Genomic DNA, 18,056 nt, shown 5'->3' with positions numbered 1-18,056 from the left:
ACCACTGGGTAATCTGCACCTACGAAGTGCCTCTCACGCGGGGAACCTGCACGACTCGACACCGGGCAGTTTTCCTTACGTGGCAGGCACTTCGCTATATCTACCGACTCACCACCCATCGAAGATCACGATCGCCGTGAAAGGCCGAGGTTAGGCTTGAGGCGCTCCAACTCCTGGAACCACCCGTCACCATCCTCTTGGGATGCGGTCCCCGTTCGTATCAGCCGTACCAGGATGAGGCACCTCGCACGGAGTTCACTGTCTTCCACGGCTCAACTCCCTCGCTGACACTGCGACTCGTTCGGTGTGAAAGAACGATCAGGGCCGCTTGAGCTGGACGAGCATCTGTGCTGAGCTGCCGGAACAGTCCACCATCGTCCGTGGGCGTCCGGCGTCGGCCACCCCGGTCGTCACCCAGCTAGTCACCACGTACCCGGCACCCAATCCATCCCGACCTGGACCAGGCGGTCCAAGACGAGCGGAGGCTTAGACCCTGGGTACTGTGCCGGTATGGCTGAGCCACCGGAGTACGAGCGGTACCGGCGGGACGTTGACGTCCTGGGCAAGATCGGGGCTCACCTGGTTTCCGTGGTCCCGTACGTGGAGTGCACGATCCCCAAGAGCCTCGCCTCAGCTGCCGTCGCTGCCTGGGAGCGAGACGAGGAGGGACCGACGGCTGAGGAAACCTGCGAGCAGGTTCGTTCTCGGCTTCGCGCTGGTGATCTCGCCCTGCTTGGGCTTGAGGTCTCCAAGAGCGGACGATCATCGGGCGACGTCGTCATCGTGAGGCTTCCGGCCGCACAGTTCGCCGCAGCCGTCGACGCGTGGGCTGAGTCGCAGTAAAGCGGCCTCGCCCGACAGGCGCGAAACACCGCGAGAGCGTCGCCATCCCGCGCCGTCGACCCGCCCTTGCGGTAGCGGGCCACCGTCGGGACCCGCCACGTCAGGACGGCCTTGACGCACGTACGGGCGCTGTCGGGACAGACTGAGTCGGCTCTCGTGTCACGGACCGCGCCCCCGGCGGACACCGCCACAGTGGCGCAGTTGACCCAACCTCGCCCGGCACGGGCCCGGCTCCCGGGGTCGGAGCTGGCCACCGGCGGCCACCCCTCCCCCTCCCAGGTGAGCGGTTGACCTGACCCTGAGCGGCTGCGGAGCCGGCTCCTGGACGACCGGCATGCCCTCCGCGGCCACCGCCCCCATGCCTGGGGCTTGCCGCGCGGACCCGGCGCGCGCCCTCCCTGCGCCGCGCTGCTCAGGCGCGGCGCGGCCGGCTGCCGGCGACGAACCTCCACCCCTCTGCCCGCTATCCCGTCTGCGGCGGCCCCGGGCTCCCCGCCCTCCGCGCCAGCCGCCGGGCATCAGGCGTGACGGCCGCAGAGCGACAGCGGCAGCGGCCGACGCGCGCCCAGGCGGCGGCGCGTGCGGCCGTCAAGGGCCGCCTTGAAGACGTACAGAAAGTCTGAACCAACTTTGCCGGCAGCCGTGTGTCCGACTCCGGTTGATGGTTGACACGGTGGCTTCACTTGATGGGTGACACACCGCCGAGTGCTGGTGGAGTTGGCCGTGATCGAACCGCGGAGCGTTGGAGATCTCAGCTGCTGTTTGGGACTGAGGTCGGCGAACGGCGTGTCCGAGCTCTATCCTCCCCGCATGCCGATCATCGCCGTGCTGCGCCGACGGCGGGGCGTAGCCGTCGCGGCCTGTCTGCTCCTGCTGCCCGCCCTGTCGGGCTGCTTCGACCAAGAGCGAGATAGCACCGTGCCGGGCAAGTCCCCGGCAATGACCATGTCTCCGCCAGCGGCAGCGGGCACACTTGCCGGCACTCCTACGCCGACGCCGACCCGGGCGACCGTGGTGTCTCCTTCCGCCTCGGCAACCCCCATCGGGACGGCGGCACAACGGATGCCCGGGGTCCGGTCGGTAGTCGCGACCCCAAGCCGAGCGGATCCGCTCTCCTGTACACCGCCGGACCCGCCGGAGCGGCCCGAGGTGGTCGTCCGGCTGGACGAGACGGGCCCAGACATCGCCGCCATTGTGGTTACGCTCAGCTACGGGGTCTATGGAGCGGACTACCAGGGCGAGGCTCGGATGCGGTACGACCCGGGCCGGAAGGTGTTTACCCACCGGTTGCCGCCAGTGACCAGGACGGCGGTCGGCGAGAGAGCGGAAGGCATCTGGCTGTCGGCCCAGGCCGAGAACCCGTCGATCCGGCCGATTTGGGTACCGCCACCGACGAGCGGTTGGATCGCCTTCGCCAGCCGGTGCCTCGGCGACCTCCAGAATGGCCCGCTCCCGGAAACTCGGCCCGTAGCGGCCCAGTTTCCCTTCGCAGAGCCCGACATTTGCCGGCAGCCGTGTCCGGTCTCAGGACCTGTGTGCGAGAGCGGTATCAGGACCTGCGTGACATGGCCGGCAAGCATCAGCCCTCACGATCTCCTCCGGATCACGGTGCGCTACTGAGCCGGTAGCTGCTGTATCGTCCCGGTCCGACTGTTGATCGATAGGGAGCCGGGCATGGGAAGAGCCATCGCCGGGGAACACGCCTGGCGCGCCGCTCGGGGAGTGTTGACCGTGATGGTCGCGGGCGCTGTGCTTGGCTGCTCGCCTCAGTCCGGGCAACCCCCTACGGCACCCTCCGCCTCCGTGTCGGTTCAGCCCGCCCCTAGCCCGTCCACGATGCGAGCCCGACTAGAGCTACCGATGCAGCTCGACAATCGCTCTCAGTTGGATGACCGTCCGTTGTCCTTGGTCAACGTGTCCAATGCCAGGCAACTTGGTCGCTTGGTTGAAGACCTGCGGGACGTTGCGGCACGCGGATACAACGGCGAAACCGACGCCGACTATGCGGTGCTGGTCAACGCTGTGGCCGGCACCGTGCGGGACGAGGAAGCAACGCTGGACAAGGTTTTCAGGTTGTTTCCCCGGGTGCGTGAGATCCGAGCGGTGGACCCTGGCCCCTTGGGCGGTGTGGCTCGGTGCGGTAGGGGCCGCGACGACCAGTACTACGTCACGATGTGCGCCTGGGCCGATCAGATCAGCGTCGGCACGGTCACCTTCCTCAGCTTTAAGGAGCGCCTAGGCCCTCCTGGCAACGACTTCGTGGAGATCCGCAGCGAGTTGGAGTTCCCCATCCCGGGAGCTGACCCCCGGCCAGTGATAACCCGCTAGGTCGAGCGCCGCTAGCGCCGACGGGACGCAGGTTGACGACGGTCCGAAATCGGAGGCGGGAAAGCGGCCGATCAGTCTGCCGGCCGGGCTGCGGGCGGACGTGGAATCGCACCTGGCGCAGTTCGCCGAGGACGGCCCAAACGGGCGGCTGTTCCTCGGTGCGCAGGGTGGCATCCCGCGCCGCCGCAACTTCAACCGGATATGGCGGAAGGCGTTGGCCGCCGCCCGCATCCCGGACAGCCTCGGGCTGCACCTGCACGACCTACGCCACACCGGCAGCACGTGGTCGGCGCAGAGCGGCGCGACCCTCAAAGAGCTGATGGCGCGGATCGGGCATTCCAGCACGCGCGCCGCCATGATCTACCAACACGCCACCCGTGACCGCGATCACGCCATCGCCGCCGCCCTAGACGCGCTCATCGAGGAGGCAAGAGGCAAGATCAGCGCCTGATCTGGCACAGTTCTGGCACGCAGCGGCCCGAGAGCAGCAGAAACGAGAAAAGCCCTGGTGGGGGATTGTGTCCCCCACCAGGGCTTTTTGCTTGGGTGGAGCCGAGGGGACTCGAACCCCTGACCCCCACACTGCCAGTGTGGTGCGCTACCAGCTGCGCCACGGCCCCTTGCGGTCGTCCCCGGTCGCCCGGGCACGCAGAGAACTATACACACGCCGGCCGGCATGGTCATCTCGCGGGGTACCCTCCCGCCGCTCAGTTCAGCGCCACGTCCGGCGGGAAGTGGGCCACCGCCGCCATCATGCCGCCCTGCCGGCGCAGCACCATGGGCCAGAGGTCGTCGGGCCGGTCGACGAACGCATCCCCGGGCAGGGCGTCGAGGACGAACCAGGACCCCTCCTCGATCTCCCGCTCGAGCTGGCCGGCGCCCCAGCCCGCGTACCCGGCGAAGACCCGGATCCCGCCGATGGCCTCGCGCAGCCGCTCCGGGTCGACGGAGAGGTCGATGGTGCCCACCGCGCCGGACACCCGGTGGAAGCCCTTCACCGGCTTGACCGGGTGGCGCATCCGGGCCAGGCAGATGGCCGAGTCGGGCTGCACCGGGCCGCCCTCGAAGAGCACGGCCGGGTCCCGGGCCAGGTCGCTCCAGTCGCCGAGGACATCGGCGACCGGCACCTCGGTGGCCCGGTTCAGCACCACGCCGAGGGCGCCGCCGGCCTCGTGAGCGACCAGCAGCACCACGGTACGGTCGAAGTTCGGGTCCTTCAGCGCCGGAGTCGCGACCAGCAGCCGCCCGCTCATGGACTCCATGGCTCGGCCACCGATCGCCTGTCCCTCACCCTGCATGTCCGACACCCGTCAGCCGTACGCCCGTGCGGCGCATCCGACGTCGTCGACCATCCGCGCGGTCAACACCATGCCACGCACATTAGCCTGCGGCTCGCCCGCTGACTAAGGTCTGACGGGCGGGTGATCGCGACAGGATCGAGGGAGCACCGATGGGTCCAACGGCCGAGCTGGCGGTGATCGGTGGGTCGGGGCTCTACGCCCTGCTCGACGGCGCCACCGAACACGTCCTGCAGACGCCGTACGGAGCACCGTCAGACGCGGTCACCATCGCCGAGGTGGGCGGTCGCCGGGTGGCGTTCCTGCCCCGGCACGGACGCGACCACCGCTACCCGCCGCACCTGATCCCGTACCGGGCGAACCTCTGGGCGCTGCGCTCCCTCGGCGTACGCCAGGTCCTCGCCCCCTGCGCGGTCGGCGGGCTGCGCCCCGAGCTGGGCCCGGGCACCTTCGTGGTGCCGGACCAGCTCGTCGACCGCACCAGCGGGCGCTCCCAGACCTACTACGACCAGGGCGCCGTGCACGTCTCGTTCGCCGACCCCTACTGCCCGGTGGGCCGGCGGACGCTGCTCGACGCGGCGGCCGGGCGGGACGTGCCGGCGGTGGACGGCGGGACGGTGGTGGTGGTCGAGGGGCCGCGCTTCTCCACCCGGGCCGAGTCGCGCTGGTTCGCCTCGATCGGCGGCACGGTGGTCAACATGACCGGCCACCCGGAGGCCGTGCTCGCCCGCGAGCTGGCCCTCTGCTACACGTCGATCGCGCTGGTCACCGACCTGGACGCGGGCGTGACGGCCGGTGAGTCGGTCACCCAGGAGGAGGTGTTCCGGGTCTTCGCCGAGAACACCGACCGGCTGCGCGGAGTGCTGCTGGACGCGGTCGCCGCGCTGCCGTCCGAGCGGGACTGCCCGTGCGGGCACGCCCTCGACGGGATCAAACTGCCGTTCCCGCTGCCCTGACCGGTGGCCGGTCCGGCCACCGCCGCCACGAGACTCGGGAAGCGCCCGAAAAGCAGGCAACCGCCGGATAGATTCGGTTCGTCGGGGAACTGATCATCGGGCCGTCTCCCCGCACCGTTGGGGGACGGGGGGCAGTCGGCGATGGCAACGGTCCGCGACACCACGTACGACCTGCTGCGCGCCCTGGGGCTGACCACCGTCTTCGGCAACCCCGGCTCCACCGAGGAGCCCTTCCTCCGCGACTTCCCCGCCGACTTCCGCTATGTGCACGCGCTGCAGGAGGCGGCGGCGGTGGCCATGGCCGACGGGTACGCCCAGGCCACCGGCCGGCCCGCGCACGTCAACCTGCACACCGCCCCGGGCACCGGCAACGGGATGGGCAATCTGGTCACCGCCTGGCACAACAAGACCCCGTTGATCGTCAGCGCCGGCCAGCAGACCCGGGAGATGCTGCTGCTCGAACCCCGGCTGGCCAGCCGGCGGGCGGCGGAGCTGACCCAGCCGTACGTCAAGTGGGCCCACGAGCCGGCCCGCGCGCAGGACGTCCCGGCGGCCTTCATGCGCGCGTACGCCACGGCGGTGCAGCCCCCCACCGGGCCGGTGTTCCTCTCCGTGCCGATGGACGACTGGAACCAGCCCACCGATCCGCCCCCGCAGGTCCGGACGGTGGCCACCCGGACCGCCCCGGACCCGGACCGGCTGCGCGGCTTCGCCGCCACCCTCGCGGCCAGCCGCGCCCCGGTGCTCGTGCTCGGCGCGGCGGTGGACCGGGCCGACGCCTGGCCGGCGGCCGTGGCGCTCGCCGAACGGCTGGCCGCCCCGGTCTGGGCCGCCCCGGCGCCGGAGCGGGCCGTCTTCCCCGAGGACCACCCGCACTTCCGGGGAGTCCTGCCGTACGCGATAGGTCCGCTCGCCGAGGCGCTACGTGGGTACGACACGGTGCTGGTGGTCGGCGCCCCGGTGTTCCGCTACTACCCGCACGTGCCCGGCGACTACCTGCCCGACGACGCCCGCCTGCTGCACATCACCGACGACCCGGACGAGTCGGCCCGCGCCCCGGTCGGGGAGAGCCTGCTCGGCGACGCCGGGCTGGCCCTGGCGGGCCTGATGGAGTTGCTGCCGCCCACGGACCGGCCAGCACCACCCGACCGCGCGGAGCCGGCGACGCCCGAGGCCACCAGCCCGCCGAGCGCCGACGCGCTGTTCGCCGCACTGGCCCGGCACTGGCCGGCCGACGGGGTGCTGGTGCAGGAGTCACCGTCCAACCTGGCCGCGCTGCGCCGCCAGCTACGGATCAACCGGCCACGGTCGTACTTCACGATGGCCAGCGGCGGTCTCGGGTTCGGGCTGCCGGCAGCGGTCGGGATCGCGCTGGCCGAGCGGGACACCGGGCGCGGCCGACCGGTGGTGGCCGTGGTCGGCGACGGCTCCTTCCACTACTCGGTGCAGGCCCTGTGGACCGCCGCGCAGCTGCGCCTGCCGCTCGCCGTCGTGGTCCCGGTCAACCACCAGTACGCCATCCTCAAGGCGTTCGCCGAGCTGAAGCACACCCCAGGGGTGCCCGCGCTCGACCTGCCCGGGCTGGACGTCGCCGCGATCGCCCACGGTTACGGCTGCGCGTCCGCCGTGGTGGACCCGCTGGAGCAGCTCGGAGAGGCGCTCGAGGCGGCGCTGGCCGCCGACCGGCCGACGGTGCTGCCGGCGCCGATCAGCACCGAGCTGCCCCGGATCCTGTGAGGCTCACCGCCGGGAGACGATGAGCGGAGTGCCGCTGCCGACGTCGAGGACCACCCGGTCACCGAGCGGGGCCTTCAGGGTGACGCTCACCGGCTTCATCGCCAGCTGCGCCGTGCAGATTCCGGTGGACCGGACCACCCCGGCGCCGAGCACCACCACGTCGTCCCGCTCCAGCACCAGCGGGGTGAGGCCACCGTCGCACGCGCCCACCCCGACCCGGTAGTCCAGGCGGGCGCCGTCCACCGGGTCGAGGGACTGCACGGCCACCAGCCCGTCGGGGAGTGGCCGGGTGGGGGCCACGGCCTCCGGTCGGGTGCCGACCGCGCGCGGCGCGACCGCCAGCCGGGCCACCGGCACCCGCAGTTCCGCCACGGTGAACAGCCAGGCCGGCACCTCGGCGATGCCCCGGCTGGTCCGCACCGGCGCGCTGCCCAGCTTCACCCCGGTAACCGTCAGCGGTATACAGGGGGTGTCCACGTGGGTGGCGACCGGGCTGTCCGGCCCCGGGCGGGTGGGCAGCAGGCCGTCCGGCCCCGGCTCGACGGTCGGCCCGCCGTCCTTGAGCCGCCCCGGTCCGGTGGTGGGTGGTGCCATCGGCCGGCCGTCGCAGGTCGGCGGGTCGCCCTGGTGGAGCTGGGTGTACGCCTCAGCGGCGCTGACCAGCGGCACCCGCAGCGTGCCGTCCGGGAACCGGATGGTCCCGTCGGCCGGCGTGGCGGTCGGCAGGGCGATCTGGTCCCGGTACCAGCCGCGGAGGAACGCCTGCTTGGTGTCGCCGTTGAAGCCCGGCTCACCGGTCAGCACGGTGGCCTCCTCGATCGGCACGTAGCCGCTGCGCCACACCTCGCCCGGCCGCCAGGCGTCGGCCACCTCCCCGGCCCGCTGGTGGAACGCCTCCCAGCGGTGGTCGAGAGGATCGACCGACGGCCCGGCAGGAGCGGAGCCGGGCGCGGCGCAGCCGGCGAGGAGCAGCAGCGGCAACCCCAGCAGAGCGATCGTGCGATGCATGCCAGTTGGACGGCGCGCCCCTGCCCGCGGTTCCGCTGGTCAGGTCTCTCCGCCCAGGTCCGTCTGGTACGCCTCCCAGAGCAGGTCCGCGCCCCGCTGCCGGTGCCGGTCGAGGGCCCGCAGCAGGTGGCCGACCCGTTCCCGCAGCTCCTCGACGGGCACGCCAGGCAGCTCGACGGCCCGTTGGAGGGCGAGAAGCGCCGCGGCGATGGCGGCGTGCTCGTGAGTCAGCCGGCGTACCCCCCGGTCCAGCCGGGGCGCCTGGAGGAGCAGTTCGGCGTAGAGGCCGCTGGGGCCCTCGGTGAGCCGGACGTGCTCGGCGAAACCGCGCCGGACCGGGCCGAGCTGGACGACGAGGTGCTCCCGCCAGCGCGGCTTCTCGGCCGGCCCGGCGAGCACCCGGGCGAGGGCGTGCAGGTCGCCGGGGAGCGCGGGTCCCGGCTGGCGCGCGGCGGGCGGTCGGCCCGCCGCGGCGACGGTGGACGGCTGCTGGATCGGACCGGTGACCATGGGCACCTCCCGCTGCTGCGCTTCCGCGTACAGCGATGGTGGACCTGGTCGGGCGGGCTGTCCAGGGTCATCCGGTGCCTCATCTGTCCCGTTCGCCCCACCGGCCCCAGCTGTCCCAAAGGCCTCACCGGCCCAGCGGATTGCCCGCCATGCTGCGGAGCTGACCGGCCAGGACGTGCGCGTCGGCGTCCCGGCCCTGGTCGGGCCGGCCGGCGGTGATCGCGTCGGCGAGCGCCCGCAGCTCGTACGGCGGCAGGGTGGCCAGCCCCATGCCCTGCAACGGGATGGTGACCTGTCGGCCGGTCTCCCGGTCGCGGGCGACCACGGTCGGCACCCGCAGCACCGCGTCGTTGCCGCCCCGGTAGGCGACCGCCCCGCCCCGCACCTCGGCGGTGGCCAGGTCGACGGTGCGGGTGGCGAGCGCGCCGCGTACGGAGGCCCGGGTCCCCTCCAGCCACATGGCGGTACGCAGCACCCGCAGCAGCAGATAGAGGCCGAGCAGCACGATCGGCAGGCCGCAGAGCCCGACGAACCGGACAGGCCCTGCCGGAGCGCTGTCGTTCAACGCCGGTGGGAGCATGTCGGGCGGCAGGTCCCGCGCCTCGTCGTACGACGGGAACGGGTCGCCGACGCCGGTCAGCCGGCTCAGCAGGCGGTCGGCGAAGACCGGCAGCAGCACGAACACCGCCCCGAAGGCGGTGCACAGGACACCCACCACCGCCGCGAAGGCGCGCTGGCCGGACGCGGCGCCCACGGAGAGCCGGAGCTTCTCGTTCATCACACGGGGCAGCCTAGATGCCGGCGGCAACGGGGCCGGAGACGACTGTGCGCCCCGGTCCGGGTGGACCGGGGCGCACAGGTCAGGTGGTGGAGGTGCCGGGAATCGAACCCGGGTCCTTCGCCGCCTTGTCAGGGCTTCTCCGAGCGCAGCTCGCTGTGCCTCTACTCGGCCCCACCGATCACGCGAGCGAGTCGGTGTGACGGGCCCAGTCGCTGATTGATCTCGCCGCACGGACCCCGCGACCGGGTCCGATTGGCCAGCCTTCTAGCTGATGCCGGCTAACTGGGTCGAAGGCGCTCCCAGGCCGACAGACTTGCTACTCGCCTCAGGCGGCGAGAGCGAAGTCAGCGCGATTGTTCTTGGCGCTTATTGGTTTCCGACGACCGATTCACGAGACGACGTCGGCTTCCTCGGCTCGCTTCCCCTGCCGCAACGCACGAAGTCGAAACCAGTCACCCCCTCGAAGGGCTGCCCCTGTCGGCAGCACCACCAAGCCTAACGCCTGCCGCAACCGGATTCATCCCGAGGCCCGCCCGATCATGGATCGGGACATCGGGGGAGGAATCAGTCGTCCATGCCCTTGCCGCGCCGGCCGACCACCCGGGCGATTTCCCGGTCGGCGTCCCGCTTGGCAAGGTCCTGGCGCTTGTCGTACGACTTCTTACCCCGGGCCAGGCCGATCTCCACCTTCGCCCAGCCGTCGGAGAAGTAGACCTGCAACGGCACCATGGTGAGACCGCTCTCCCGGGTCTTGCCGATCAGCCGGTCGATCTCCAGCCGCTTGAGCAGCAGCTTCCGGGTACGCCGGGGCTCGTGGTTGGTCCAGGTGCCCTGGGTGTACTCCGGGATGTGCATGCCGTGCAGGTAGAGCTCGCCGTCACGCTCCTGGGCGAACGCGTCGACCAGCGACGCCCGGCCGGCCCGCAGCGACTTGACCTCGGTGCCGGTCAGCGCCATGCCCGCCTCGTAGGTGTCGAGGATGGCGTAGTCGTGGCGCGCCTTCTTGTTGGAGGCGACCACCTTGCGGCCCTTTTCCCGTGGCATCGGCGCCACCTCCCTTCCACTCGTCCGCGACCGCCGGCCGCGGAGCGGGATCATGCTACCCGAATGAGGCTTATTCAGGCTCTTGCCGCCGGGCACACCAGGCCGTGGTCAGCGCCGCCTGAACAAGCCTCATTGACAAGGACCCTCCCGCGCCGTTTATTCCGGCGCGGGAGGGCCCTCGGAGAGCCGTCGCGCTGACTAGACCCGCAGGTAGAAGCGGAGCGTGACCCAGGCGGTGACCGCGCTGACCAGGCCGCCGACGCCGGCCATCAGCGGGAACATCAGGAAGAGCTCGGACCAGGAGACCGGCGTGATCAGGCCCTCCACGGCCGCCATCGACCCGCCGGCGGCCACGACCTTCAGGCCGATCAGGGCCAGCAGGCCGAGGATCGAACCGATCAGGCCGGCGACGATGGCCTCCAGCACGAACGGGGCCTGGATGAACCAGTTGGAGGCACCGACCAGTTTCATGACCGCGACCTCGCGCCGCTTGCTGTACGCGGCGACCTGGATGGTGTTCGCGACCAGCAGCAACGCGGCGACCGCCATCACCACCGCGATGGCCAGGGCGAAGTTCTGGATGCCGGTGAGGACGTTGAAGACCTTGTCGAGGAGCTTGCTCTGGTCGACGATCGTGTCGATCCCCTCGGCGGTCTTGTACTCGTCGTAGATGCTCTTGTACTGCTCCGGGTTGTTCAGCTTGATCCGGAACGACGGCGGGAGGCTGTCCTCCTTGACCGCGCTGATCAGGTCGGGCGCGTCCTGGAACATCTCCTGGAAGCGCTTGTACGCCTCCGTCTTGTCGACGTAGGTGACCTCCTTGACCAGCGGGTCGGACTTCAACTTGGCCTCGAGGTCGCCTCGCTGCTGGTCGTTGACGTCGGTCTTCAGGAAGATCGAGACCTGGACGTTCTCGTAGTAGAGGTCCTTCATGTCGCCGACCTTCTGGTAGAGAAGGCCGCTACCGCCCAGCATGAACAGCGACACACCCATCGTGATGATCATCGCGATGGTCATGGTGACGTTGCGCCACAGTCCGACCAGTACCTCGGAAAGGACGTATTTCATCCGCATCGGGAAATTCCTCCGGCTCTCCGGCGTGAGGTGTTCGTCGTCAGGATCTACGGATCGTCAGCGGGGCGACGGCTCAGCCGTAGACGCCGCGAGCCTGGTCGCGCACGATGCGGCCGCTCTCGATCTCGATGACGCGACGGCGCATCTGGTTCACGATGTTGGAGTCGTGTGTGACCATCACGACGGTCGTGCCGGTGCGGTTGATCCGGTCCAGCAGGCGCATGATCTCGATCGACGTGTCCGGGTCCAGGTTTCCGGTGGGCTCGTCCGCCAGCAGGATCAGCGGCCGGTTCACGAACGCCCGGGCCACCGCGACCCGCTGCTGCTCACCACCGGAGAGCTCGTGGGGGTAGCGGTGCTCCTTCCCACCGAGGCCGACCAGCTCCAGCACCTCCGGAACGACCCGGCGGGCGACCGCCTTGGTCTTGCCGATCACCTCCAGCGCGAACGCCACGTTCTCGTAGGCGGTGCGGTTCGGCAGCAGGCGGAAGTCCTGGAAGACGCAGCCGATGGAGCGCCGGAAGTGGGGTCGCTTCCAGGAGCGCATCGACGTGACGTCCTTGCCGTTGACGACGACCCGCCCCTTGTTGGGGGTGACCTCGTGCAGCAGCATCTTGATGATCGTGGACTTGCCGGAGCCGGATGGACCGATGAAGAAGACGAACTCGCCCTTCTCGATCGAGACGGACACGTTGTCGAGCGAAGGCCGGGACGCCTTCGGGTACGTCTTCGTCACTTGCTCAAGCTGAATCACGGGTCGAGAGTCTACGCGGTGTAACCGGAGAGCCAAGCCCCACGCCCCGCCGAAGCGAGTCGCGTCATCGATTCAGCCGGTCACCCAGAGATCGACGACGCGTTCCGTCGGAGCGGGATCACGCACCGTCAGCGCTGAGCTGCTGCTGCTTACGCCACCGGATGCCGGCCTCGATGAAGCTGTCCAGCTCACCGTCGAACACCGAGGACGGATTGCCCGTCTCCTGCTCGGTACGCAGATCCTTCACCATCTGATACGGGTGCAGGACGTACGAGCGCATCTGGTCGCCCCACGAGCCGGCGGCGTCGGTCTTCAGGCCCTGGAGCTTGGCCTGCTCCTCCTGGCGCTTGCGCTCCAGCAGCCGGGCCTGGAGCACCCGCAGCGCGGAGGCCTTGTTCTGCAGCTGCGACTTCTCGTTCTGGCAGGTGACCACAATGCCGGTCGGGATGTGCGTGATCCGCACCGCCGAGTCGGTGGTGTTGACGCTCTGCCCGCCCGGGCCGGAGGAACGGTAGACGTCGATCCGCATCTCGTTCTCGGGGATCTCGATGTGGTCGGTCTGCTCGACGACCGGCAGCACCTCGACGCCGGCGAAGCTGGTCTGCCGCCGCCCCTGGTTGTCGAACGGGCTGATCCGGACCAGCCGGTGGGTGCCGGACTCGACGCTCAGCGTGCCGTACGCGTAGGGCACCTTGACCGTGAAGGTGGCCGACTTGAGGCCCGCCTCCTCGGCGTACGAGGTCTCGTAGACCTCGGTCGGGTAGCCGTGCCGCTCGGCCCAGCGCAGGTACATCCGCAGCAGCATCTCGGCGAAGTCCGCGGCGTCCACGCCACCCGCGCCGGCCCGGATGGCGACCAGCGCCTCCCGGGAGTCGTACTCCCCGGAGAGCAGGGTGCGGACCTCCATCTCCTGGATGGCCTTGGTCAGCCCGGTGATCTCCGCCTCGACCTCGGCGAGCGTGCCCGGGTCGGACTCGGCCTGGGCCAACTCCAGCAGCACGCCGGCGTCGTCTAGCCGGGCGCGGAGGTCGGAGAGCTTGTTGATCTCGCCGTTGACGTACGACAGCTGCGACGTCACCTGCTGCGCCTTGGCCTGGTCGTCCCAGAGATCAGGCGCGGAGGCCTCCTGCTCCAGGCGGCCCTTCTGCTCGCGCAGCTTGTCGAGATCGAGGACGGCCTCGATGTTGCGCAGGGTGGCGTCGAGTTCCTTGAGCTGTTCGGCGTAGTCGGCAGCAGTCACGACAGACAAGCGTACTTGGCCGCTCGGCGTCCGCTCACCTCAGATGCCTCTACCCGCGCTGGTCATCCGCCGACCGGGGCGGACTTGAGCCAGGACAGCGCCGCCTTGTGGTACGCGACGGCGAACTCCAGCGCGCTGGCGTCGTACGCCTCGCCGTCCTTCTTGGCGTTCTTGGCCTGTTCACGCGCCGCCGCGAGGGCCTCGGAGTGGTACTCGTTCGCCGAGGCGTAGAGGTTCTTGAGCTGACTCGGCGAGTGCAGGTCGCCGAACGCGATCCGCAACGCGGTCGGGTTACGGATCGTGTCCCGCCCGGGGTTCTCCGCCAGCCAGCGGGAGAATGTCCGCTTCCCGGCCGCCGTGAGCGCGTACGGCTGGCTCATCCGCGGCCCGGGCTTGCCGAGCCGCACCAGCCCCTTCTCAGCCAGCACCGGAAGCTCCCGGTAGACCTGGCTGCGGGTCATCGACCAGTACGGCGCCAGCCGCCGCTCGGCGGCGGCCATCAACTGGCCGCCTGTCATCGGTCCTTCGTGCAGCAGACCCAGCAGGGCTGCGGCCGTCGGGTTGACTCCGGATTCCGCCATGCCCTCTAAGCTGCCACTTCGCCCGACCCGGCGTCCAGGATTTCCGGTTTTCGCCACCCGTTGGGTCGTCCGATGTGCACTGTCGGCCGACGACAGTCCGCCGGGGACGTCCACGCCCTCCCCTGCCGGCCGGCCGCCGGTGACGCTCCGTGCGTCACCGGCGACCATCAGCAGGTCATGCCATGTGCGGGTACCCGTGGTCGGTCGGCGGGACGAAGGTCTCCTTGATCGTCCGCGGCGACATCCAGCGGACCAGGTTGTGCCAGGAGCCCGCCTTGTCGTTGGTGCCGCTGGCCCGGGCACCGCCGAACGGCTGCTGCCCGACCACCGCACCGGTCGGCTTGTCGTTGATGTAGAAGTTGCCGGCCGCGTACCGCATCTTCTCGGCCACCTGGTCGACCACCCGACGGTCGGTCGCGAAGATCGACCCGGTCAGCGCGTACGGGGCGATCGCCTCGGCCTGGGCGACCACCTCGTCGAACCGGGCGTCCTCGAAGACGTGCACGCCCAGGATCGGCCCGAAGTATTCGGTGGTGAAGGTCTCGTGTGCGGGGTCGGAGCACTCGAACAGCGTCGGCCGGACAAAGTAGCCGACCGAGTCGTCGGCGGTGCCGCCGGCCAGGACCCGGCAGGTGTCGTCGCCGCTGATCAGCTCCAGCGCGGCCTGGTGCCGGCCGAACGCCTTGTCGTCGATGACCGCACCACCGAAGTTGCGGAAGTCGGTGACGTCGCCGTACGCCAGCGAGTCGGCGGTGGCGGCGAGCCGGTCCCGCAGCCCACCCTCCCAGATCGACCGCGGGACGTACGCCCGCGACGCGGCCGAGCATTTCTGGCCCTGGTACTCGTAGGCGCCCCGGATCAGCGCGGTGTGCAGGCCGTCCACGTCCGCGCTGGCGTGCGCGACCACGAAGTCCTTGCCGCCGGTCTCGCCGACCAGCCGCGGGTAGCCCCGGTAGCGGGCGATGTTCTCGCCGACCGTCCGCCACAGGTGCTGGAACACCTTGGTCGACCCGGTGAAGTGGATGCCGGCCAGGTCCGGGTCGGCGAGCACCACGTCGGAGACCTCCTCGCCGCGCCCGGTGACCATGTTGATCACGCCGGGCGGCAGCCCGGCCGCCTCGAACAGCCGCATGGTGAAGTGCGCGGCGAACTGCTGGGTCGGGCCCGGCTTCCAGACCACCGTGTTGCCGAGCAGGGCCGGCGCCGACGGCAGGTTGCCGGCGATCGCGGTGAAGTTGAACGGGGTGACCGCGTAGACGAAGCCCTCCAGCGGCCGGTGGTCGAAGCGGTTCCACACCCCCGGCGAGGACATCGGCTGCTCCGCCAGCAGCTTGCGGGCGAAGTGCACGTTGAACCGGAGGAAGTCGATGAACTCGCAGGCCGAGTCGATCTCGGCCTGGACCACCGTCTTGGACTGGCCGAGCATGGTGGCCGCGTTGAGCGTGTCCCGCCACGGGCCGGCGAGCAGGTCGGCGGCGCGCAGGAAGATCGCGGCCCGCTCCTCGAACGGCAGCGCCCGCCACATCGGGGCCGCGTCCTTGGCGGCCTTGACTGCGGCACGGGCGTCGTCGTGGGTGGCGTGCCCGGTGATGCCGAGCACGTGGGCGTGCTTGTGCGGCTGGACCACCTTGATCGGATCACCGCCGGCCATCCGCTGCTCACCGGCGATGGTCATCGGCAGCTCGATCTGCGCGGCGGCCAACTCGGTCAGCCGCCGCTGGAGCCGCTCCCGGTCGGCGCTGCCGGGCTCATAGGTGTGGACCGGCTCGTTGCGCGGCTCGGGTACGGAGAACACGGCGTCCATCACGGCTCCTGTGCGATCTCGGCGGCGGTGGCGAAATCGGACCCGCGGGCACCGACCGGACGGCCGGGTGCCGAGCACCGCGCGGCGGACCGGTGCGGCGGCGGGACCTCGGCCAATTCTTCCATGCGACACCCCCCGCTCCACCCCCGCCGCCCCCGGCGAACCCCGCCCGCAGCCGACACCCGGACGCACCGGCACACACCGGACCGTAGGCAGCCACCGTCTCCGCCCCGACGATCCCTCAGCCCGCAACCATTCCTGCCTACGATCCGTCACCAGCCGTCCGCATCGTCGGCCGGGCGGTGAGGGCGCCGCGGATCCCGTCGGCACCGCCCCGGCGCCGGGCCCACCCGCCCGTCTCAGGCGCCGCCGAGCGCCGGTCGCCACCCGCTGGCGGGCGCCGCCCGGGTCGGCATCGACCGGCGGGCGGGTCCCGAAGGGCGCACGGGACGCCGCGTACCCTGGATGACCGGTGACCTGCCCGGCCCGTCGCGGCCGATCCGGCGTCCGTCGAAGGGGAACACGATGAGCAACCAGCCCGGCAGCTCCACGGCTGCGGAGCCGGACCAGCCCGTGGTCGACCCGGCCGACGAGCCGGAGCAGCCGAGCACCGACCCGGCCGACGAGCCGGCCACCCCGGAGAGCACCGGACGACCGGCGTACGCCCCCGGCGCGGCGGTGCTGGCGCTGCTGGCGGTCGGCTGGCTCGCCGCGATGCTCTGGTCCACCCGGGCCGCGATCAGCTCCGCGGCGGCCGGCGTCACCGCGATCAGCCTCTCCGCGTACGCGCTGCCCGGCGTGATCTGCGCCGCGCTGGTCGCCGGCGCCGCGCTCGCCCTGGCGGTGACCAACCCGCTCGGCCGGGCCACCCTGCGCTTCCTCGCCGCCGTCGGCACCGGCCTGTTGGTCGGATTCGCCGCCGCGGTCGCGATCAACCTCACCTACGCCGACAACGCGACCACCAACACCATCGCCGGCACCACCGCGGCGGCGGCGATCATCGGCGGCGCGCTGGCCGGCGCCCGCAACGCCCGGGTGGTGGGCGGGCTCGCCAGCGCCACGCTGGCCGCGCAGGTCTTCGTGGTGCTGTTCAGCCGCGCCCGGGATCCGCTGGCCGACCTGTTCGGTGCCGGCGACACCCAGCAGTCGATGCTCGACGCCGCGAAGTGGGTGTCCCGCACCGAGTCGCTGCTCGCCGGGCTGGTCGCCGGGCTGGTGGCATTCGGCTACCTCACCTGGGCCCGCCGCCGCGCCGCCCGCCGGGGCGAATCCGTGCAGCTGCGCTGGCCCGCGTACCTGGTCGCCGGGGCCGGGCCGGGCCTCCTCCTGCTGCTCACCGAGGTGATCATCCGGATCGGCGGGCGGGACCTGCTCAACCTGGCCGCCGCGCTCAGCGAGGCGGACCAGGTGGCCCAGACCTCCCTCGGCACCTCCCGCCTCGACAACGGCATCTGGGTGCTCTTCGTCGGGGCACTCACCACGCTCATCGCGTTCGGCCGCACCCTCGGCCCACGCACCGTCGACGAGGACGAGCCGGCCGACGAGCAGGTCGCCGCCTGACCCCCGGGGTGCGGGTCAGGAGACCGCGCGCAGCAGCAGGTCCAGCTCGGTCACGTCGTACCACTCCAGCTCGTGATCCTCGGCGCCGTCGACGGTGAACTGGGCGTCCGGGTCACCGGCCTGCGCCTCGGCCACCACCTCGGCGGCGGCCGCCACGTCGTCGACCGCCTCCGCGCCGTCCACGTGGATCGCGGCGACCGTCTTGACGGGCACCGGCCCGGCGAGCCGGACCAGGCTGGACCCCAGCTCGCCGCCGACCCGGCCGACCGCGCGGGCCGGCAGGTCCACCGAGACCACCACCCGCCGGCGGGGCGCGCCCGGGTCGGCCCGGAGCAGCAGCAGCGCGTCCTGGGCGGCCCGGGTGAAGGCGACGTACTCCAACTCCTCCTCGTCGCCCTCGGCGTACCACTCGCGCAGCTCCGGGGTTACCGCGTGCGCCTCACCGACCGCGAGGCCCTGCTCGCGCAGTCGCGCCAGCAGCGGGACGGTCGCCGGCACGTACACCCGGACAAGCTCGTCGGTCACCGGTCTCTCCCCT

At 71.2% G+C, this 18,056-nt stretch carries 17 protein-coding genes, 1 tRNA gene and 1 other RNA gene; 6 read left to right on the top strand and 13 right to left on the bottom strand.

Translation table 11 applies throughout. The features are described from left to right. The first annotated feature begins 510 nt into the window (after positions 1-510). The 3 genes from ACFYML_RS17120 (at position 511) to ACFYML_RS17110 (ending at position 3,622) form a co-directional block, all read left to right on the top strand. Positions 511-843 (top strand): hypothetical protein, encoded by a 333-nt coding sequence (locus ACFYML_RS17120; RefSeq protein WP_387421517.1) that lies wholly within the window; start codon positions 511-513, stop codon positions 841-843. 1,860 nt (positions 844-2,703) lie between these two features. Beyond that, entirely contained in the window at positions 2,704-3,171 is a 468-nt protein-coding gene (locus ACFYML_RS17115) for a hypothetical protein (RefSeq protein ID WP_387421516.1), read from the top strand. A gap of 100 nt (positions 3,172-3,271) precedes the next feature. Next, the gene (locus tag ACFYML_RS17110) at positions 3,272-3,622 is read left to right on the top strand and encodes a tyrosine-type recombinase/integrase (protein WP_387421515.1); all 351 of its coding nucleotides are present in this window, start codon (positions 3,272-3,274) and stop codon (positions 3,620-3,622) included. A gap of 96 nt (positions 3,623-3,718) precedes the next feature. On the opposite strand, the gene ACFYML_RS17105 is transcribed toward ACFYML_RS17110, so the two are convergent. Both ACFYML_RS17105 and ACFYML_RS17100 read right to left on the bottom strand, forming a co-directional pair. After that, positions 3,719-3,791: transfer RNA gene (locus tag ACFYML_RS17105), tRNA-Ala, on the bottom strand. A gap of 87 nt (positions 3,792-3,878) precedes the next feature. After that, positions 3,879-4,469: a YqgE/AlgH family protein gene (locus ACFYML_RS17100; RefSeq protein WP_387421530.1), complete on the bottom strand. Its 591-nt coding sequence runs from the start codon at positions 4,467-4,469 to the stop codon at positions 3,879-3,881. A gap of 152 nt (positions 4,470-4,621) precedes the next feature. Between ACFYML_RS17100 and ACFYML_RS17095 the strand changes: the two genes are divergently transcribed. Then, positions 4,622-5,425, top strand: coding sequence for an S-methyl-5'-thioadenosine phosphorylase (locus ACFYML_RS17095; protein WP_387421514.1), 804 nt, complete (start codon positions 4,622-4,624; stop codon positions 5,423-5,425). Between the two features lie 141 nt (positions 5,426-5,566). Beyond that, positions 5,567-7,162, top strand: a complete 1,596-nt coding sequence (mdlC, locus tag ACFYML_RS17090; protein WP_387421513.1) for a benzoylformate decarboxylase — start codon at positions 5,567-5,569, stop codon at positions 7,160-7,162. A gap of 3 nt (positions 7,163-7,165) precedes the next feature. On the opposite strand, the gene ACFYML_RS17085 is transcribed toward mdlC, so the two are convergent. The 10 genes from ACFYML_RS17085 to pruA form a co-directional block, all read right to left on the bottom strand. After that, entirely contained in the window at positions 7,166-8,170 is a 1,005-nt protein-coding gene (locus tag ACFYML_RS17085; protein ID WP_387421512.1) for a hypothetical protein, read from the bottom strand. A gap of 39 nt (positions 8,171-8,209) precedes the next feature. Continuing rightward, positions 8,210-8,680 (bottom strand): hypothetical protein, encoded by a 471-nt coding sequence (locus ACFYML_RS17080; RefSeq protein ID WP_387421511.1) that lies wholly within the window; start codon positions 8,678-8,680, stop codon positions 8,210-8,212. Between the two features lie 124 nt (positions 8,681-8,804). Further along, the gene (locus ACFYML_RS17075) at positions 8,805-9,458 is read right to left on the bottom strand and encodes a hypothetical protein (protein WP_387421510.1); all 654 of its coding nucleotides are present in this window, start codon (positions 9,456-9,458) and stop codon (positions 8,805-8,807) included. A gap of 87 nt (positions 9,459-9,545) precedes the next feature. Next, positions 9,546-9,921: a transfer-messenger RNA gene (ssrA, locus tag ACFYML_RS17070) on the bottom strand. Between the two features lie 104 nt (positions 9,922-10,025). Continuing rightward, positions 10,026-10,505 (bottom strand): SsrA-binding protein SmpB, encoded by a 480-nt coding sequence (smpB, locus tag ACFYML_RS17065; RefSeq protein WP_357436629.1) that lies wholly within the window; start codon positions 10,503-10,505, stop codon positions 10,026-10,028. A 198-nt stretch (positions 10,506-10,703) separates the two neighbouring features. Next, complete coding sequence (gene ftsX / locus ACFYML_RS17060) at positions 10,704-11,579, bottom strand: permease-like cell division protein FtsX (RefSeq protein ID WP_387421509.1); 876 nt, start codon at positions 11,577-11,579, stop codon at positions 10,704-10,706. A 73-nt stretch (positions 11,580-11,652) separates the two neighbouring features. Continuing rightward, positions 11,653-12,333, bottom strand: a complete 681-nt coding sequence (gene ftsE, locus ACFYML_RS17055) for a cell division ATP-binding protein FtsE (RefSeq protein WP_073832794.1) — start codon at positions 12,331-12,333, stop codon at positions 11,653-11,655. A gap of 118 nt (positions 12,334-12,451) precedes the next feature. Beyond that, positions 12,452-13,573: a peptide chain release factor 2 gene (gene prfB, locus ACFYML_RS17050; RefSeq protein WP_387421508.1), complete on the bottom strand. Its 1,122-nt coding sequence runs from the start codon at positions 13,571-13,573 to the stop codon at positions 12,452-12,454. A 62-nt stretch (positions 13,574-13,635) separates the two neighbouring features. After that, complete coding sequence (locus ACFYML_RS17045) at positions 13,636-14,154, bottom strand: helix-turn-helix transcriptional regulator (protein ID WP_387421507.1); 519 nt, start codon at positions 14,152-14,154, stop codon at positions 13,636-13,638. Between the two features lie 175 nt (positions 14,155-14,329). Continuing rightward, positions 14,330-15,958, bottom strand: coding sequence for an L-glutamate gamma-semialdehyde dehydrogenase (gene pruA / locus ACFYML_RS17040; RefSeq protein WP_387421506.1), 1,629 nt, complete (start codon positions 15,956-15,958; stop codon positions 14,330-14,332). A gap of 525 nt (positions 15,959-16,483) precedes the next feature. Between pruA and ACFYML_RS17035 the strand changes: the two genes are divergently transcribed. Next, the gene (locus ACFYML_RS17035; RefSeq protein ID WP_387421505.1) at positions 16,484-17,518 is read left to right on the top strand and encodes a hypothetical protein; all 1,035 of its coding nucleotides are present in this window, start codon (positions 16,484-16,486) and stop codon (positions 17,516-17,518) included. A gap of 15 nt (positions 17,519-17,533) precedes the next feature. On the opposite strand, the gene ACFYML_RS17030 is transcribed toward ACFYML_RS17035, so the two are convergent. Continuing rightward, entirely contained in the window at positions 17,534-18,043 is a 510-nt protein-coding gene (locus ACFYML_RS17030; RefSeq protein ID WP_387421504.1) for a DUF6912 family protein, read from the bottom strand. Positions 18,044-18,056 lie beyond the last annotated feature (13 nt).

The organism is Micromonospora sp. NPDC007230, assembly GCF_042869115.1.
GTDB lineage: Bacteria > Actinomycetota > Actinomycetes > Mycobacteriales > Micromonosporaceae > Micromonospora.
The sequence above is the reverse complement of the archived record's forward strand: the minus strand, read 5'-3'. Positions and strand labels throughout refer to the sequence as shown.

Coding starts and splice junctions, on each gene's coding strand:
- ACFYML_RS17120 (WP_387421517.1), top strand. CDS start 511: ATGGCTGAGCCACCGGAGTACGAGCGGTACCGGCGGGACGTTGACGTC.
- ACFYML_RS17115 (WP_387421516.1), top strand. CDS start 2,704: ATGCAGCTCGACAATCGCTCTCAGTTGGATGACCGTCCGTTGTCCTTG.
- ACFYML_RS17100 (WP_387421530.1), bottom strand. CDS start 4,469: ATGCAGGGTGAGGGACAGGCGATCGGTGGCCGAGCCATGGAGTCCATG.
- ACFYML_RS17095 (WP_387421514.1), top strand. CDS start 4,622: ATGGGTCCAACGGCCGAGCTGGCGGTGATCGGTGGGTCGGGGCTCTAC.
- mdlC (WP_387421513.1), top strand. CDS start 5,567: ATGGCAACGGTCCGCGACACCACGTACGACCTGCTGCGCGCCCTGGGG.
- ACFYML_RS17085 (WP_387421512.1), bottom strand. CDS start 8,170: ATGCATCGCACGATCGCTCTGCTGGGGTTGCCGCTGCTGCTCCTCGCC.
- ACFYML_RS17080 (WP_387421511.1), bottom strand. CDS start 8,680: ATGGTCACCGGTCCGATCCAGCAGCCGTCCACCGTCGCCGCGGCGGGC.
- ACFYML_RS17075 (WP_387421510.1), bottom strand. CDS start 9,458: ATGAACGAGAAGCTCCGGCTCTCCGTGGGCGCCGCGTCCGGCCAGCGC.
- smpB (WP_357436629.1), bottom strand. CDS start 10,505: ATGCCACGGGAAAAGGGCCGCAAGGTGGTCGCCTCCAACAAGAAGGCG.
- ftsX (WP_387421509.1), bottom strand. CDS start 11,579: ATGCGGATGAAATACGTCCTTTCCGAGGTACTGGTCGGACTGTGGCGC.
- ACFYML_RS17045 (WP_387421507.1), bottom strand. CDS start 14,154: ATGGCGGAATCCGGAGTCAACCCGACGGCCGCAGCCCTGCTGGGTCTG.
- pruA (WP_387421506.1), bottom strand. CDS start 15,958: ATGGACGCCGTGTTCTCCGTACCCGAGCCGCGCAACGAGCCGGTCCAC.
- ACFYML_RS17035 (WP_387421505.1), top strand. CDS start 16,484: ATGAGCAACCAGCCCGGCAGCTCCACGGCTGCGGAGCCGGACCAGCCC.